Source organism: Streptococcus sp. SCPM-O-B-15277 (M60) (assembly GCF_058200335.1).
Map to the genome: position 1 here is coordinate 15,003 of NZ_JBYQGR010000001.1, position 16,765 is coordinate 31,767.

General features: G+C 40.9%; 15 protein-coding genes. 14 read left to right on the plus strand and 1 reads right to left on the minus strand.

Annotated elements, in window-relative coordinates; genetic code table 11:
• Position 1 precedes the first annotated feature (1 nt).
• The 6 genes from AC3E9F_RS00125 (at position 2) to rpmH (ending at position 7,822) form a co-directional block, all read left to right on the plus strand.
• Positions 2-1,768, plus strand: a complete 1,767-nt coding sequence (locus tag AC3E9F_RS00125) for an ABC transporter ATP-binding protein (RefSeq protein WP_490672655.1) — start codon at positions 2-4, stop codon at positions 1,766-1,768.
• A 289-nt stretch (positions 1,769-2,057) separates the two neighbouring features.
• On the plus strand, positions 2,058-2,747 hold the full coding sequence (locus tag AC3E9F_RS00130) for a gamma-glutamyl-gamma-aminobutyrate hydrolase family protein (protein WP_490672656.1): 690 nt from the start codon (positions 2,058-2,060) through the stop codon (positions 2,745-2,747).
• Between the two features lie 169 nt (positions 2,748-2,916).
• Positions 2,917-4,266: a glucose-6-phosphate isomerase gene (locus AC3E9F_RS00135; protein WP_247921931.1), complete on the plus strand. Its 1,350-nt coding sequence runs from the start codon at positions 2,917-2,919 to the stop codon at positions 4,264-4,266.
• 130 nt (positions 4,267-4,396) lie between these two features.
• A complete protein-coding gene (gene gltX, locus AC3E9F_RS00140) occupies positions 4,397-5,857 on the plus strand; it encodes a glutamate--tRNA ligase (protein WP_490672657.1) in 1,461 nt (486 codons plus the stop codon).
• Positions 5,858-6,328: 471 nt separating this feature from the next.
• The gene (locus AC3E9F_RS00145) at positions 6,329-7,543 is read left to right on the plus strand and encodes a pyridoxal phosphate-dependent aminotransferase (protein WP_214262499.1); all 1,215 of its coding nucleotides are present in this window, start codon (positions 6,329-6,331) and stop codon (positions 7,541-7,543) included.
• A 144-nt stretch (positions 7,544-7,687) separates the two neighbouring features.
• On the plus strand, positions 7,688-7,822 hold the full coding sequence (gene rpmH / locus AC3E9F_RS00150; RefSeq protein WP_000831905.1) for a 50S ribosomal protein L34: 135 nt from the start codon (positions 7,688-7,690) through the stop codon (positions 7,820-7,822).
• A 181-nt stretch (positions 7,823-8,003) separates the two neighbouring features.
• On the opposite strand, the gene AC3E9F_RS00155 is transcribed toward rpmH, so the two are convergent.
• Positions 8,004-9,848, minus strand: coding sequence for an APC family permease (locus tag AC3E9F_RS00155; protein WP_414275078.1), 1,845 nt, complete (start codon positions 9,846-9,848; stop codon positions 8,004-8,006).
• A gap of 155 nt (positions 9,849-10,003) precedes the next feature.
• Between AC3E9F_RS00155 and AC3E9F_RS00160 the strand changes: the two genes are divergently transcribed.
• From AC3E9F_RS00160 to AC3E9F_RS00195, 8 genes are all read left to right on the plus strand, one after another.
• Entirely contained in the window at positions 10,004-10,780 is a 777-nt protein-coding gene (locus AC3E9F_RS00160) for a TatD family hydrolase (protein ID WP_490672658.1), read from the plus strand.
• A complete protein-coding gene (gene rnmV / locus AC3E9F_RS00165; protein WP_490672659.1) occupies positions 10,777-11,340 on the plus strand; it encodes a ribonuclease M5 in 564 nt (187 codons plus the stop codon). Before AC3E9F_RS00160 ends, rnmV begins: the two co-directional genes overlap by 4 nt.
• Positions 11,341-11,473: 133 nt before the next feature.
• A complete protein-coding gene (locus tag AC3E9F_RS00170; RefSeq protein ID WP_490672660.1) occupies positions 11,474-12,901 on the plus strand; it encodes an SseB family protein in 1,428 nt (475 codons plus the stop codon).
• 88 nt (positions 12,902-12,989) lie between these two features.
• Complete coding sequence (locus AC3E9F_RS00175; protein WP_490672662.1) at positions 12,990-13,700, plus strand: dimethyladenosine transferase; 711 nt, start codon at positions 12,990-12,992, stop codon at positions 13,698-13,700.
• A gap of 19 nt (positions 13,701-13,719) precedes the next feature.
• Positions 13,720-14,592, plus strand: a complete 873-nt coding sequence (gene rsmA / locus AC3E9F_RS00180; protein WP_490672663.1) for a 16S rRNA (adenine(1518)-N(6)/adenine(1519)-N(6))-dimethyltransferase RsmA — start codon at positions 13,720-13,722, stop codon at positions 14,590-14,592.
• 1 nt (position 14,593) lies between these two features.
• Positions 14,594-15,472 carry a ribosome small subunit-dependent GTPase A gene (gene rsgA, locus AC3E9F_RS00185; protein WP_490672664.1) on the plus strand — a complete coding sequence of 293 codons (879 nt, stop codon included), beginning with the start codon at positions 14,594-14,596 and terminating at the stop codon, positions 15,470-15,472.
• Positions 15,473-15,482: 10 nt separating this feature from the next.
• Entirely contained in the window at positions 15,483-16,139 is a 657-nt protein-coding gene (gene rpe / locus AC3E9F_RS00190) for a ribulose-phosphate 3-epimerase (protein WP_214262492.1), read from the plus strand.
• Positions 16,102-16,764 carry a thiamine diphosphokinase gene (locus tag AC3E9F_RS00195; RefSeq protein WP_263394074.1) on the plus strand — a complete coding sequence of 221 codons (663 nt, stop codon included), beginning with the start codon at positions 16,102-16,104 and terminating at the stop codon, positions 16,762-16,764. The genes rpe and AC3E9F_RS00195 overlap by 38 nt, the downstream gene beginning before the upstream one ends.
• Position 16,765 lies beyond the last annotated feature (1 nt).

Below are 16,765 nucleotides of genomic sequence, written 5' to 3' on the forward strand. Positions count from 1 at the left end.
GATGAAGACCTTTAAATTTTTTTGGAACTACTTTAAAATTTACAAAATATCCTTTATCGTTGTCATTGCTATGATTATCATTGCAACGGTAGCCCAAGCCCTCTTTCCAGTATTTGCAGGTCAAACAGTCACAGAACTAGCTAATTTGGTTATAGCCTATCAAGACGGAAATCCTGATATGGTTTGGCAAAGTCTATTAGGACTCTTAATCAATCTTGCCTATGTTTTGATTGTACTCGTGGTGTCGAGTCTTATCTATATGGTTTTGATGAGCCGTATTATTGCCGAATCAACAAATGAGATGCGTAAGGGACTTTTTGGCAAGCTTTCTCGCTTGACTGTTTCCTTCTTTGACCGCCATCAAGATGGTGATATCCTGTCACGTTTCACCAGTGATTTGGATAACATCCTACAGGCTTTCAACGAAAGTCTGGTGTCTGTTATGACCAATATTGCACTTTATATTGGTTTGTTGATTGTCATGTTCGCAAAAAATGTGATCTTGGCTTTGATTACGATTGCTAGCACTCCGATAGCTGTCATCATGTTGATTGTCATTTTGAAATTGGCAAGAAAATATACCAATCTCCAACAGAAAGAAGTTGGGAAGCTCAATGCTTATATGGATGAGAGTATTTCGGGTCAGAAAGCCGTTATTGTTCAAGGCATTCAAGAAGATGTGATTGCAGGTTTTGTTGAGCAAAATGAACGGGTTCGAAAAGCCACTTTTAAGGGAAGAATGTTCTCAGGAATTCTCTTTCCTGTCATGAACGGGATGAGTTTGGTCAACACAGCAGTAGTTATTTTTGTAGGTTCAGCTGTATTACTGAATGATAAGAACATCGAGACAGCAACAGCACTTGGTTTGATTGTCATGTTTACTCAGTTTTCGCAACAGTATTACCAACCCATTATCCAATTAGCGGCGAGTTGGGGAAGTTTGCAACTGGCCTTTACAGGTGCAGACCGTATCCAAGAAATGTTTGATGCAGAAGAAGAAATTCGTCCTCAAGATGCTCCAGTCTTTAGCGAATTAAAAGAGGGTGTGGAGATTCGTAACGTAGATTTCTCCTACCTGCCAGGAAAACCTATTTTGAAAGATGTCAGCATTTCAGCTCCAAAAGGAAAAATGATTGCGGTTGTTGGTCCGACAGGTTCAGGGAAAACAACCATCATGAACCTCATCAATCGTTTTTATGATGTGGATGCTGGTAGTATCAGCTTTGATGGAACAGATATCCGCGAGTTTGATTTAGATAGTTTGCGAAGTAAGGTAGGAATTGTCCTACAGGATTCTGTTTTGTTTAGCGGAACCATTCGGGACAATATTCGTTTTGGTGTACCAGATGCCAGTCAGGAGATGGTTGAAGCAGCTGCTAAGGCTACGCATATCCATGACTACATCGAAAGCCTACCAGATAAGTACGATACATTGATTGATGATGACCAGAGTGTCTTCTCGACCGGTCAAAAGCAGTTGATTTCCATCGCCCGTACCTTGATGACAGATCCACAGGTCTTAATCTTGGATGAGGCAACATCAAACGTTGATACTGTAACAGAAAGTAAGATTCAAAATGCCATGGAGGCAATTGTAGCTGGAAGAACTAGTTTTGTAATTGCTCACCGCTTAAAAACCATTCTCAATGCCGATCAAATTATTGTCCTTAAGGATGGTGAAGTTATTGAGCAAGGAAACCATCACGAATTACTCAAGCTTGGAGGCTTTTACTCCGAACTGTACCATAATCAATTTGTCTTTGAATAATACTCTTCGAAAATCAAATTCAAACCACGTCAGCGTCCCCTTGTCGTATATGTGTTACTGACTTCGTCAGTTCTATCCACAACCTCAAAACTGTGTTTTGAGCAACCTGCGGCTAGCTTCCTAGTTTGCTCTTTGATTTTCATTGAGTATAAGCAAAAAAGTTGTCCTAGTTTGGGGTAGCTTTTTCTGATAAAAAAAATTTATCACGGACTTAAAAAATACATATTAGACAGGAATGGGGAAGGATGATAAGATAAGATTATCAATAGCAAACGAAAGGAAATCAGTAATGGCAAGAACGGTTGTTGGAGTTGCAGCAAATCTATGTCCCGTAGATGCAGAAGGAAAAAATATTCATTCATCAGTCTCTTGTAAATTTGCTGAGAGTATTCGTCAGGTTGGCGGACTTCCTTTGGTCATTCCAGTTGGTGATGAGTCGGTGGTCCATGACTATGTAGAAATGATTGACAAACTTATCTTGACTGGAGGACAAAATGTTCATCCTCAGTTTTATGGTGAGGAAAAAACAATTGATAGCGACGACTATAACCTAGCTCGTGATGAGTTTGAACTAGCTCTCTTGAAAGAGGCTCTTCATCAGAATAAGCCAATTTTAGCCATTTGCCGTGGTGTTCAGCTTGTTAACGTTGCCTTTGGTGGAACGCTCAATCAGGAGATTGAAGGTCATTGGCAAGGACTACCTTTTGGAACTTCACATTCTATTGAGACGGTTGAAGGAAGCCTTGTGTCCAAATTGTTTGGTAAAACTAGTCAGGTCAATTCAGTTCACCGTCAGAGTATTAAAGACTTGGCTCCAAATTTTCGCGTAACGGCAGTAGATCCTCGCGACCAAACGATTGAGGCCATCGAATCGATCGATGAACACCGTATTATTGGACTTCAGTGGCATCCAGAGTTTCTAGTCAATGAAGAAGATGGAAATTTAGAATTATTTGAGTATTTATTAAATGAATTATAACGACTAGAATCCTAGTCGTTTTTTTATTCATTATTTACGAATCTTTATAGAATTGTATTTTTACGCAAACGTTTGAATTGTGATAAAAATTGGAAATTTTTAGTATAAAAACTTGAAAAAATTGTTAGTAAGCGTTATGATAGAAAAGAAGAAATTTTGGAGGAATACTATGTCACATATTAAATTTGATTATTCAAAAGTATTAGACAAATTTGTTGCACCACATGAAGTGGAATACATGCAAGCACAAGTTACAGCAGCAGACGAATTGATCCGTAAAGGAACTGGTGCTGGTAGCGACTTCTTGGGTTGGTTGGACCTTCCTGAAAACTATGACCGCGAAGAATTTGACCGCATCTTGAAAGCTGCTGAGCAAATCAAAGCAGACAGCGATGTTTTGGTGGTTATCGGTATCGGTGGATCTTACCTTGGAGCGAAAGCTGCCATTGACTTCTTGAACCACCACTTTGCAAACTTGCAAACAAAAGAAGAACGTAAAGCACCACAAATCCTTTACGCTGGGAACTCAATCTCATCTACTTACCTTGCTGACTTGGTAGAGTACGTTTCAGATAAAGATTTCTCAGTAAACGTGATTTCTAAATCAGGTACAACAACTGAACCAGCGATTGCTTTCCGTGTCTTCAAAGAACTTTTGGTTAAGAAATACGGACAAGAAGAAGCTAACAAACGTATCTACGCAACAACTGACCGCCAAAAAGGTGCTGTTAAGGTTGAAGCAGATGCTAACGGTTGGGAAACATTTGTAGTTCCAGATGATATCGGTGGACGTTTCTCAGTATTGACCGCAGTTGGCTTGCTTCCAATCGCGGCATCAGGTGCAGACATCAAAGCCCTTATGGAAGGTGCTAACGCTGCGCGTAAAGACTACACTTCAGATAAGATTGCAGAAAATGAAGCTTACCAATATGCAGCCGTTCGTAACATCCTTTACCGTAAAGGCTACGCAACTGAAATCTTGGTAAACTACGAGCCATCCCTTCAATACTTCTCAGAATGGTGGAAACAATTGGCTGGTGAGTCAGAAGGAAAAGACCAAAAAGGTATTTACCCAACTTCAGCTAACTTCTCAACAGACTTGCACTCATTGGGTCAGTTTATCCAAGAAGGAACTCGTATCATGTTTGAAACAGTTGTCCGTGTTGACAAACCACGTAAGAACGTGATTATCCCTACTTTGGAAGAAGACCTTGATGGACTTGGTTACCTCCAAGGAAAAGATGTTGACTTTGTAAACAAAAAAGCGACTGACGGTGTTCTTCTTGCCCACACAGACGGTGATGTACCAAACATGTACGTGACTCTTCCTGAGCAAGATGCCTTCACTCTTGGTTACACTATCTACTTCTTCGAATTGGCCATTGCCCTTTCAGGTTACTTGAATGCTATCAACCCATTTGACCAACCAGGTGTTGAAGCGTACAAACGCAATATGTTTGCCCTTCTTGGTAAACCAGGATTTGAAGAATTGAGCAAAGAGCTTAACGCTCGTCTATAATAGAATAAGAAAGAGTGGTTTTACCACTCTTTTTGCTTTTTCTCGAAAAGAGAAATTGGACTCAGGCAAGACTTGTGATATAATATAAAGAGGAAAAAGGCAGATGCCTAGAGACTTTATAGGAGAAGATATGTCAAAAGATATTCGTGTGCGTTATGCACCAAGTCCAACAGGACTATTACACATCGGTAATGCCCGTACAGCATTGTTTAACTACTTGTATGCACGCCACCATGGTGGAACTTTTATCATCCGTATCGAAGATACTGACCGCAAACGTCATGTCGAAGACGGCGAGCGTTCACAGCTTGAAAACCTTCGTTGGTTAGGCATGGACTGGGATGAAAGTCCAGAAACTCATGAAAACTACCGCCAGTCTGAGCGTTTGGAACTTTATCAAAAATACATTGATCAACTCTTAGCTGAAGGAAAAGCCTACAAATCTTACGTTACAGAAGAAGAATTGGCAGCAGAACGTGAACGTCAAGAAGCAGCAGGTGAAACACCTCGTTACATTAACGAATACCTTGGCATGAGCGAAGAAGAAAAAGCAGCTTATATCGCTGAACGTGAAGCGGCAGGCATCATCCCAACGGTTCGTTTGGCTGTCAATGAGTCTGGTATTTACAAGTGGCATGATATGGTCAAAGGTAATATCGAATTTGAAGGTGGCAATATCGGTGGGGACTGGGTTATCCAAAAGAAAGATGGTTACCCAACTTACAATTTTGCCGTTGTCATTGATGACCACGACATGCAAATTTCTCACGTTATCCGTGGAGATGACCACATTGCCAATACACCAAAACAGCTCATGGTCTATGAAGCGCTTGGATGGGAAGCACCAGAATTCGGTCACATGACCTTAATCATCAACTCTGAAACTGGTAAGAAGTTGTCTAAACGTGACACTAATACCCTTCAATTTATCGAAGATTACCGTAAGAAAGGGTACCTTCCAGAAGCAGTCTTTAACTTCATCGCCCTTCTTGGATGGAATCCTGGAGGGGAAGACGAGATTTTCTCTCGCGAAGAACTGATCCAGCTCTTTGATGAAAACCGTCTCAGCAAGTCTCCAGCAGCCTTCGACCAGAAGAAACTAGACTGGATGAGCAACGACTACATCAAGAGAGCTGATTTGGAAACTATCTTTGAAATGGCCAAACCATTCCTTGAAGAAGCAGGACGTTTGACAGACAAGGCTAAAAAATTGGTGGAACTCTACAAACCACAAATGAAGTCAGTTGACGAAATCGTTCCATTGACAGACCTTTTCTTCTCAGACTTCCCAGAATTGACAGAAGCTGAGCGAGAAGTTATGGCTGGTGAAACTGTTCCAACTGTACTTGAGGCCTTTAAGGCAAAACTTGAGTCTATGTCAGACGACGAGTTTGTGGTGGAAAACATCTTCCCACAAATCAAAGCAGTTCAAAAAGAAACAGGTATCAAAGGGAAGAACCTCTTCATGCCGATCCGTATCGCTGTTTCAGGGGAGATGCATGGTCCTGAATTGCCAGATACTATCTACTTGCTTGGACGCGAAAAATCAATCCAACACATCGAAAAAATGTTGGAAGAAATTGCAAAATAACCTATAAAAAGAACTCAAATAAAGAGTTCTTTTTATAGGTATACTTGTTTGAAAATGCAAAGATTTTAGTGTATACTATTAATTGACAGGACAAAGAAATAAGTTAGTGAGATGGTATTTTTACAACTAGACTCGGCTTAGTCTAAACATTATTCCTAATGTTGGTCAGTCTACTTATTTTTTCTTTGCGTTTTGCTGGATAGAAGCAGAAATTCTTTTGTTCATGCAGTTACCATCCCTTACAATGACTTTGTTTTCGATCACCAGAGTTTCTCTACAAAGATTTTGGTCCAATTTGTCCAGCTTTTTAGAGAACCTATCAACTCTTTCTTCTCCAAAAATAGAAAGAAATCGGATTTGTCCTGTTACCTTGCGTTAAGCAAGGTTTTTTTGTGGAATAGTACTGGGAAATTTGCGATTTCGTTTTGGAGTGGTATAATATTAACTATCCTGATGAATAGAGGAACTCAAATGAAAGAATTTAACAAATCAATAAAATTAGAGCATGTGGCTTATGATATCCGTGGTCCAGTTTTGGAAGAAGCTATGCGCATGCGCGCAAATGGAGAAAAAATTCTTCGTTTGAATACAGGGAACCCAGCTGAGTTTGGCTTTACAGCTCCGGATGAGGTGATTCATGACTTGATTATGAATGCCCGTGATAGTGAAGGTTATTCAGATTCAAAAGGAATCTTTTCAGCTCGTAAGGCAATTATGCAATATTGCCAACTGAAAAACTTTCCAAATGTAGGTATTGATGATATCTACCTTGGAAATGGGGTTAGTGAGCTAATCGTTATGTCCATGCAAGGGCTTTTGGACAATGGTGATGAAGTCTTGGTTCCTATGCCAGACTATCCTCTTTGGACTGCTGCAGTCAGCTTGGCCGGAGGAAATGCCGTACACTATATTTGTGACGAAGAAGCAGAATGGTATCCAGACCTAGATGATATTAAGTCTAAGATTAGTTCAAATACCAAGGCTATCGTTTTAATCAATCCAAATAATCCAACGGGGGCTCTCTATCCTAAAGAACTCTTGTTAGATATTATTGAAATTGCTCGCCAAAATGACTTGATTATTTTTGCGGATGAAATCTACGACCGTATGGTTATGGATGGCAATGTCCACACACCAGTAGCAAGTTTGGCTCCAGACCTTTTCTGTGTCAGCATGAATGGTCTGTCTAAATCTCACCGTATTGCTGGTTTCCGTGTTGGTTGGATGGTCTTATCTGGACCTAAACATCATGTAAAGGGCTACATTGAAGGCCTCAACATGCTCTCAAACATGCGACTTTGTTCGAATGTGCTTGCTCAACAGGTTGTTCAAACTTCACTAGGTGGTCACCAGTCAGTGGATGAGTTGCTTCTTCCTGGTGGTCGTATCTATGAACAAAGAAACTTTATTTATAATGCTATTCAAGATATCCCTGGTTTATCAGCTGTTAAGCCAAAAGCGGGTCTTTATATCTTCCCTAAAATCGACCGCAATATGTACCGTATCGACGATGATGAACAATTTGTCCTTAATTTCTTGAAACAAGAAAAGGTGCTTTTAGTACATGGGCGTGGCTTTAACTGGAAAGATCCAGACCACTTCCGTATTGTTTATCTTCCACGTGTCGATGAGTTAGCCCAAATCCAAGAGAAGATGACTCGTTTCTTGAAGCAGTATCGTAGATAAGGCTTTCATAGCAAAAAAGCTGGAAACATTTGTCAGAACTATTGACAAATAAGTAAGAATCAGATAGAATAGTAAAGTATGTTTAGTAACTGATCACTTTATAGCCGGCTAAACGAATACAAAATCTATGAGGAGGTATTCATCGTGAAACGTACTTATCAACCAAGTAAACTTCGTCGTGCGCGCAAACACGGATTCCGTAACCGTATGTCAACTAAAAACGGTCGTCGCGTATTGGCAGCTCGTCGTCGTAAAGGACGCAAAGTTTTGGCTGCATAATCCAAACAAATGAAACAAAGAAGTCAGTAGGAACTCGAGCCTACTGATTTTTCTTTTATTTAAAAAGAGAGTTTTCTAAAGTTATTGATTTAGAATAAACATTTTAGAAGACGTCTTGAAAAAATCACATATAGAAAAAGCTCAAAACCAGAGGTTAAGTTTTCTGGTTTTGAGCTTTTCTTTATTCTTTCAAATGATAAGAGTAGCTAGCAACGACGACATCTTCGTGCCATCTGAGAGCATATTTTAATTTAAGGCTCATTTGATTGTGGAGGGTATTTTGCCAAGGTTTGTTAGGGATAAATTGGGGTACAAGAACTGTAACCGTGTAGTTCTTTTTCTTGGCTTCTTGAGAAATCTTTCGAACATATCGAACTGTAGGTGTGATAATATCGCGATAGCTGGTATTAATGTTTTTAAGAGTAATATTTGGGAAGTAGTCGGCAAATTCTTGGAGGATTTCTTGGTCTTTTTCCTCAGTTTCCTTGGTGGAAATGTGCATAGCCAAAACTTCGTCTCCGATGCTTTGAGCGTAGTTAATCGCTCCGACGCTGACTCGAGTAACATTTCCTACTAAGACAAGTACGACATTGCCATCGTAAGTTTTCTTTTGAATTCCTTCATAAAGTCGAAGTTGTTTCGCCACTTTTTGGTAGTGACTGTGGATGGACAAAAAGAGGAAGGTTAAGACGAGGATAATTGGGAAGAAGGGCCAGATATCTCCAAGTCTGAAGAAGAGTAGGATAAGAACGATAACGTAACAAATGATAGCACCGAGGATGTTAGCAATGGCAGATTTTAAGAAATGAGAGCCTTTTTCTTTTTTCCAGTGGCGAATCATACCTGTTTGAGAAAGTGCAAAGGGGACGAAAACTCCGATAGTATAAAGAGGGATCAAGCGTTCTGTATTTCCGTTGAAAATAAGCAGAAGGATTATGGCGCCAAAAGCTAAGGTTAAAATACCGTTTGAGTAACCAAGGCGGTCTCCCTTTTCCATAAAGAGATGGGGCATGTACTTGTTCTTAGCCATATTGTAAGCCAACATTGGAAAGGCAGAAAAACCAGTATTTGCAGCAACGGCTAGGATTAGGGCAGTTGAGAATTGGAAGAGATAATAAACAATCTGACCGAGAGCTGAATCTCCTAAAATCCCTTTAGCCATTTGTGAGAGGATTGTTTCTCCGTGTTGAGGTGTAATCCCCATCCAGTAGTTTAAGAAGGTAATCCCTGCAAATAGAAATCCAAGAATTAGAGACATGATAGTAAGCGTCTGGGCTGCGTTTTTCTCTTTTGGAGTCTTGAAAAATGGGACAGCATTTGAGATGGCTTCAACCCCTGTTAGTGAAGCTGAACCACTGGTGAAGGCTCTTAAGATTAGGACAATTGACAGACTTGGGACAGTTTGACCAATTGCAGAAGTTGCATGATAACTGAGAGAACCTGTCAATAGTTGGAAGATACCAAACAATAAGAGGAAGACTGTACTAAAGATAAAGAGATAAACTGGGATCATCAGAGAACTGGCAGATTCCTTCAAACCTCTTAGATTTAAAAGCATGAGCAAACATACTAGAAAAATGGAGATGTGGAGGTTGTAAGGATGGAGGGCGGGAAGTGCAGCAGTGATAGCGTCAGCTCCTGCAGCCACGGATACGGCTACTGTTAACATATAGTCAACAAGCAGGCTTCCTCCAGCAATCAAACCTAGCTCAGGAGATAGATTTTCTCGAGTTACCATATAGGCGCCTCCACCTTGAGGGTAGGCATGGATGATTTGTCTATAAGAAATGGTCAGGCTAGCTAATAGTAAGAGGACAAAAATGCCAATAGGGAGACTCCACCAGATAGCAAGCGGAGAAAGGCTAGCCAATACGAGGACGACCTGCTCAGGCCCGTACGCAATAGATGATAGAGCATCGCTTGATAGCATTGCGAGTGCCTGCGTTTTTCCAAGTAGACCTCCTTCACCTTCTGTTAAGGACTTAAGGGGACGACCAATAAAGGTATATTTTAGTTTTGTAAACATTTTCTTTCCTTTTCTTAAAAATTCAACAAGAGTTATTATACTGCTATGAAAAAAAGTCGTCAAGAAAAAATGAATGATTTCAAAATATTTTTTCCTATAAGGATGAGACTAGTTTTTTTGGTATAATAGAAGGTAGAAAAAACGAGGAAATATAAATGATTTTTGATACTCATACACATTTAAATATAGAGGAATTTTTGGGACGTGAAGAAGAAGAGCTTGCCTTAGCATCGGAAATGGGTGTAACTCGGATGAATATTGTTGGTTTTGACAAACCGACTATTGAGCGTGCTCTTGAACTAGTGGACAAGTATGACCAACTCTATGCGACGATTGGCTGGCATCCAACGGAAGCAGGGACATATACAGAGGATGTTGAGTCTTACTTGCTAGAAAAACTAAAACATCCAAAAGTTGTAGCCTTGGGCGAGATTGGTTTGGACTACCACTGGATGACGGCATCTAAGGAAGTTCAAGAAAAGGTTTTCCGTCGTCAGATTCAGCTATCTAAGGAACTGGACTTACCTTTTGTGGTTCACACCCGTGACGCGCTCGAAGATACCTATGAAATTATCAAAAGTGAGGGAGTCGGTCCCCGTGGTGGCATCATGCATTCCTTCTCTGGTTCCCTGGAATGGGCTGAAAAGTTTGTGGAGCTTGGCATGACTATTTCATTTTCTGGAGTCGTGACCTTCAAGAAGGCGACAGACATTCAGGACGCTGCTAAAGAGTTACCTTTGGATAAGATTTTGGTAGAGACAGATGCGCCTTATTTAGCTCCAGTACCCAAGCGTGGCCGTGAAAACAAGACAGCTTACACGCGCTATGTAGTGGACTTTATCGCGGAATTACGTGGCATGACGACAGAAGAATTGGCTGCTGCGACAAGTACCAATGCAGAAGGCATCTTTGGATTGGAAAGTAAATCATGAAAGAGAAAATTTCCCAAGTTATCGTAGTTGAAGGACGCGATGATACGGCAAATCTAAAACGTTATTTTGATGTGGAGACCTATGAGACTCGTGGATCGGCTATCAATGAACAAGACCTTGAACGAATTCAACGTTTACATGAGCGTCATGGGGTGATTGTCTTTACAGATCCTGATTTTAACGGAGAACGCATTCGTCGCATGATTATGGTGGCCATCCCTACAGTTCAACACGCCTTTCTCAAACGTGGCGAGGCAGTTCCTAAGTCCAAAACCAAGGGACGTTCTCTAGGAATCGAGCATGCCAGTTACGAAGACTTGAAAACAGCGCTAGAACAAGTAACAGAACAGTTTGAAGTAGAAAGTGACTTTGATATTAGCCGTAGTGACTTGATTCGATTGGGATTTTTGGCTGGGGCAGATAGTCGAAAACGCAGAGAATATCTAGGAGAAAGCCTTCGTATTGGTTATTCAAATGGGAAGCAACTTCTCAAGCGTTTGGAATTATTTGGCATCCGTTTAGCTGAAGTTGAAGATGCTATGAAATCATATGAGAATTGAGAAACTCCCCCAAAATGTGGAGGGAATGTGATACAATAGAAGTAATCATATACGGTTTAATCAGGCTTGGTAGCAAGCATTAGAAAAGTGACTCCATAGGATTTGTGCTGAGTGGAGATAATGAGGAAAAGTTATGGGAATCTTTGATTTTTTAAAAAAGACAGAAGCAACAAAAACAACTGAAACAACTGAATCCAATAAGGAAGCAGAAGAGGCGGAAGGCAATGTTTGCGTGGGTGTTCTAGATTTGTTCCCGATGAAGGAAACGAATCAATTATTGATTGTTGGGAGTCTAGAAGGGACTCTCAAGGTTGGGGATCAGCTGCAGTTTTGCAATCCTGACCAAGGAATGAAGGCTCTTGGCATTGTAGAGGTTAAAAAACTCAGCAGTCAAAACAAAGATGTAGATAGTCTAACTGATGAAGTTCTTGCACATCTAGTGGTTGATATGGATTCTTCCTTGACTAAACTTAAAAAGGGAAGTGTGCTCTTTAGTTCAGGTGTTGATGAAGAACAAAAATTATCTAGCTACTCAGATGCTCTGTATCGTGCTTTCGTAGCCATCCAAGAGGGTCAGTTGACCAATGAGGATTATTTGGCAGCTAGCCTTGATGATAGCGTAGAGATTTTACGTCTCTTTTTATGGAAATGCCGTCAAAATCAGGATAACGAGAGTGAAGAAAGCTATCAAGCTAACACTCGCAAGTTGGAACGTCTAGCGGAAATCGTCAAGGACAAGTTGTTAGTAGCAGATTCGGTTTATGCAGTTTATTCGGAAAAAACAGGCGAACCCTATCTTTTCTCAACCACCTATGACAGAGGCGAGGAAGGTTATCTGTGTACGGATCCCATGATTATGCTGTTGACGCCATCTTGGTATCGCCAATTCAAGGAAACCATTGACAGTCGACCAAACTCAGTCGTAAAACTGATTGAAAATACGGAAGATAAAAAAGGGATTGAGAATTTCCTTGGGACAGCCTTTTACTTAAATGGTGCCTTGGGAGCAATCTTTAATTCCAAGGAAGTCAGCATCAGTGCCTCGGCCTTGGTTCAAAAACCAGATTATTCTAATTTGCCAGAAATACAAGTTCCTGTAATGAATCCTGATTTAGTAAGATGGATGTTGTTGATGGGACAATTGGATAGCCCGACAACAGAAGATGAAGAAGTAATTTATAAGCTCTATTATAAGTTCTTTTCGGAAGCTATGCCGAAAGCAAAGTTCCTAATTCCTTTAGATGCTACTTCGGAATTTAAGGACGATAGTCAGGAAGTAAGCTCCTTTGTCTTGGAAAAAGATTCTAGTTTCAACATTCCAGTTAAAGAAGGAAAAGATGGGCGAAACTCTGTTCCAGTATTTACAGATTGGAAACGTCTGAGAATGGTCTTTGATGAAAAATGGAATGGGATGATTGAAGAAGCTGGAGGCATGATTGAAGTTTTTGACTATGCCATTAACCCAACGGAATACTATGAAGCGGGTGCCTATGTTAGCCTAACAGCTTTTAGAGACATGCAAAAGCTTAGTGAGGAACAAGAAGGAAGAGCTCAAGATTAGAGAGTTTCTTTACATTGGGAAACTTTATAGTTTTATCCACACTTACTTGAACCAGTAACCTTTTTCAAAGATTGTGAAAGGAAATCATATGGCAAATAGAAGTTATATTTACTTGAAAAACGGAGATGAAGCTCGTATTCTAACAGCGGGAATTTACACAATACCCTATTTTTGGCAATTGTTTTGGGATGAAGAAGACTTAAAAGCTCCTATTGCTCTCTGGGAAACAGCAGAAGAACTCGAAGAAGATGAAGAGCAAGCAGAAAGATTTTACCAAGAGCAGAATGTAGATATCTTGCTTCCTATTGAAAAATTCCGGCAAAGTGCCCTCCAAAACCGCTCTTTTTTAGAAGAGAATGTCCCACAAGCCTTGAAACTATATGATGCCTTTGTTCGTTATATTCTTGCAAACGTAAAAGATGGTGATGTGTTAGGATTTGATCTTTTGGATGTAGTTTTTATGGACCAAGTCTCTGTAGTCGCTGATAAACTGTTAAAAAATATCCGAGCTATTCGGGAAAATCAACCCAAAGATTTAGACTTTTCTCTAACGGATGAGAACTTAATAGGCCTTGCTATGGGTTTTCCTGATTATTACGCTTCAGAATTATTGCCAGAAGACAATATTCTAGATTCGGTTGCATATCAGGATGAATTGAAGAAAATGAACCCCCAAGAAGATAAGCAAGGGGGCGACATGACTGGAGCCGATACAAAAGCGAACAAGCATCGTGTTCTATTTGTATTTTGGATTTTGTTGGCAGGAATTATGTGGTTTCTATATATTATTTTTAGCTAATAATTAGAAAAGAGAATAAATGAGAATTGCAGATTATAGCGTGACCAAGGCAGTGCTGGAGCGTCACGGTTTTACCTTTAAAAAATCCTTCGGGCAAAATTTCTTGACCGATACCAATATCCTTCAAAAAATTGTGGATACGGCTGAGATTGATGATCAGGTCAATGTCATTGAAATTGGTCCAGGGATTGGTGCCTTGACTGAGTTTTTAGCTGAGCGTGCAGCTGAAGTCATGGCCTTTGAGATTGACCACCGTTTGGTACCAATTCTAGCGGATACCCTGCGTGATTTTGACAATGTGACCGTAGTCAACGAGGACATTCTAAAAGTTGACCTAGCGCAACATATCCAGAATTTTAAAAAACCTGACCTACCAATTAAGGTAGTGGCCAACTTGCCTTACTATATCACAACCCCTATTCTCATGCACTTAATCGAGAGTGGCATTCCGTTCAGTGAGTTTGTCGTCATGATGCAAAAAGAAGTGGCAGATCGTATCTCTGCTCGACCAAATACCAAGGCATACGGTAGTTTGTCGATTGCTGTGCAGTATTACATGACGGCCAAGGTTGCCTTTATCGTACCTCGTACGGTCTTTGTACCAGCTCCAAATGTGGACTCAGCTATCCTGAAAATGGTACGTCGTCCAGAACCAGCTGTAGCAGTGGAAGATGAGAATTTCTTCTTTAAAGTCTCCAAGGCTAGCTTCACTCACCGTCGCAAGACTTTGTGGAACAACTTGACAGGTTACTTTGGCAAGACTGAAGAAATCAAGGACAAGCTGACCAAGGCTTTGGATCAGGCTGGACTGGCACCAAGTGTACGTGGTGAAGCTCTCAGCTTGGCAGAATTTGCTAGCCTAGCAGATGCACTTAAAGGACAAGGACTCTAGGATGCAGGGACAAATCATTAAAGCCTTGGCTGGCTTCTACTATGTGGAGAGAGATGGTCAAGTTTATCAGACACGCGCGCGTGGGAATTTTCGTAAAAAAGGCCACACACCCTACGTCGGAGATTGGGTAGATTTTTCTACGAAAGAAAACTCTGAGGGCTACATTCTTAAGATTCAGGAACGAAAAAATAGTCTAGTTCGCCCGCCCATTGTCAATATTGACCAAGCAGTTGTTATCATGTCGGTCAAGGAGCCGGATTTTAATAGCAATTTGTTGGATCGCTTCTTGGTTCTCTTGGAACATAAGGGCATCCATCCTATCGTTTATATTTCTAAAATGGACCTCTTGTCAGATCGAGGAGAACTGGATTTTTACGAGCAGACCTATCGTGCCATCGGCTATGACTTTGTAACTAGTAAGGAAGAGCTTTTGCCACTATTGACAAACAAGGTGACAGTCTTTATGGGGCAGACAGGTGTTGGTAAGTCAACCCTTCTTAATAAAATCGCACCTGACCTTAATCTAGAGACAGGAGAAATTTCTGATAGTCTAGGTCGTGGTCGTCATACCACTCGAGCTGTTAGTTTTTACAATCTCAATGGTGGGAAAATCGCAGATACACCAGGTTTTTCTTCACTAGATTATGAAGTATCAAGTGCTGAAGAGCTGAACCAGGCCTTTCCAGAGATTGCCTCTGTTAGCCGAGATTGCAAGTTCCGTACTTGTACGCATACTCATGAGCCATCTTGTGCAGTGAAACCAGCAGTAGAAGAGGGCATCATTGCAAACTTCCGTTTCGACAACTATCTGCAATTCCTCAGTGAGATTGAAAATCGCAGAGAAACCTATAAAAAAGTCAGCAAAAAAATTCCAAAATAAGGAGAAACCTATGTCTCAATACAAGATTGCCCCATCAATATTGGCGGCAGACTATGCTAATTTTGAACGTGAAATTAAACGCCTTGAAGCAACTGGGGCAGAATACGCCCATATCGATATCATGGATGGTCACTTTGTACCTCAGATCAGCTTTGGTGCAGGTGTAGTCGAAAGTCTTCGACCTCATAGTAAGATGGTCTTTGACTGCCACTTGATGGTCTCCAACCCAGAAAATCATTTAGCGGATTTTGCGCGTGCAGGAGCTGACATCATCAGCATCCATGTTGAAGCGACACCTCACATCCATGGAGCTCTTCAAAAGATTCGTTCTCTTGGTGTCAAACCTTCGGTCGTCATCAATCCTGGTACACCAGTTGAAGCGATTAAGCATGTCCTTCATCTAGTCGATCAAGTTTTGGTCATGACGGTGAATCCTGGTTTTGGTGGGCAAGCCTTTCTACCTGAGACCATGGATAAGATACGTGAGCTAGTAGCCCTTCGTGAAGAAAAAGGATTGAACTTTGAGATTGAAGTGGATGGCGGGATTGATGATCAAACTATTGCTCAAGCCAAAGAAGCTGGTGCTACAGTCTTTGTAGCAGGGTCTTATGTCTTTAAGGGAGATGTCAATGAACGAGTGCAAGCACTCCGAAAACAACTGGACTAAAGTAGCGGTTTTTGCTGGTGGAGACCGAGGACATTATCGGACAGATTTTGATTGTTTTGTCGGTGTGGACCGTGGCTCACTCTGGGTGCTGGAGGAAAAACTTCCTCTTGCTCTAGCTGTTGGGGATTTTGATTCTGTGACTATGGAAGAAGGTCAGTTGATTCAAAAGCGTGCTCAATACTTTGTCCAAGCCCAGCCAGAAAAAGATGATACGGATCTGGAACTAGCACTTTTAACGATTTTTGAAAAAAATCCTCAAGCACAAGTGACCATTTTTGGTGCCCTAGGTGGTCGTATTGACCATATGCTGGCTAATGTCTTTCTTCCGAGCAATCCCAAGTTGGCACCCTTTATGCGCCAAATAGAGATTGAGGATGGACAAAACTTGATTAGCTATTGCCCAGAAGGCACCAGTTGGTTAGAACCACGTTTGGATTATGATTACCTTGCTTTTATGCCTGTGAGGGATAGTCAGTTGACTATTCTCGGAGCCAAGTATGAATTGACTGAGGAGAATTTTTTCTTTAAGAAAGTTTACGCTTCTAACGAATATATAGATAGGGAAGTTTCGGTGACTTGCCCAGATGGCTATGTGGTTGTACTGCATAGCAAGGACAGGAGATAGG

Excerpts from the sequence above, each read along its gene's own strand:
- AC3E9F_RS00125 (WP_490672655.1), top strand. The coding sequence starts at position 2 with ATGAAGACCTTTAAATTTTTTTGGAACTACTTTAAAATTTACAAAATA.
- AC3E9F_RS00130 (WP_490672656.1), top strand. The coding sequence starts at position 2,058 with ATGGCAAGAACGGTTGTTGGAGTTGCAGCAAATCTATGTCCCGTAGAT.
- AC3E9F_RS00135 (WP_247921931.1), top strand. The coding sequence starts at position 2,917 with ATGTCACATATTAAATTTGATTATTCAAAAGTATTAGACAAATTTGTT.
- gltX (WP_490672657.1), top strand. The coding sequence starts at position 4,397 with ATGTCAAAAGATATTCGTGTGCGTTATGCACCAAGTCCAACAGGACTA.
- AC3E9F_RS00145 (WP_214262499.1), top strand. The coding sequence starts at position 6,329 with ATGAAAGAATTTAACAAATCAATAAAATTAGAGCATGTGGCTTATGAT.
- AC3E9F_RS00155 (WP_414275078.1), bottom strand. The coding sequence starts at position 9,848 with ATGTTTACAAAACTAAAATATACCTTTATTGGTCGTCCCCTTAAGTCC.
- AC3E9F_RS00160 (WP_490672658.1), top strand. The coding sequence starts at position 10,004 with ATGATTTTTGATACTCATACACATTTAAATATAGAGGAATTTTTGGGA.
- rnmV (WP_490672659.1), top strand. The coding sequence starts at position 10,777 with ATGAAAGAGAAAATTTCCCAAGTTATCGTAGTTGAAGGACGCGATGAT.
- AC3E9F_RS00170 (WP_490672660.1), top strand. The coding sequence starts at position 11,474 with ATGGGAATCTTTGATTTTTTAAAAAAGACAGAAGCAACAAAAACAACT.
- AC3E9F_RS00175 (WP_490672662.1), top strand. The coding sequence starts at position 12,990 with ATGGCAAATAGAAGTTATATTTACTTGAAAAACGGAGATGAAGCTCGT.
- rsmA (WP_490672663.1), top strand. The coding sequence starts at position 13,720 with ATGAGAATTGCAGATTATAGCGTGACCAAGGCAGTGCTGGAGCGTCAC.
- rsgA (WP_490672664.1), top strand. The coding sequence starts at position 14,594 with ATGCAGGGACAAATCATTAAAGCCTTGGCTGGCTTCTACTATGTGGAG.
- rpe (WP_214262492.1), top strand. The coding sequence starts at position 15,483 with ATGTCTCAATACAAGATTGCCCCATCAATATTGGCGGCAGACTATGCT.
- AC3E9F_RS00195 (WP_263394074.1), top strand. The coding sequence starts at position 16,102 with ATGAACGAGTGCAAGCACTCCGAAAACAACTGGACTAAAGTAGCGGTT.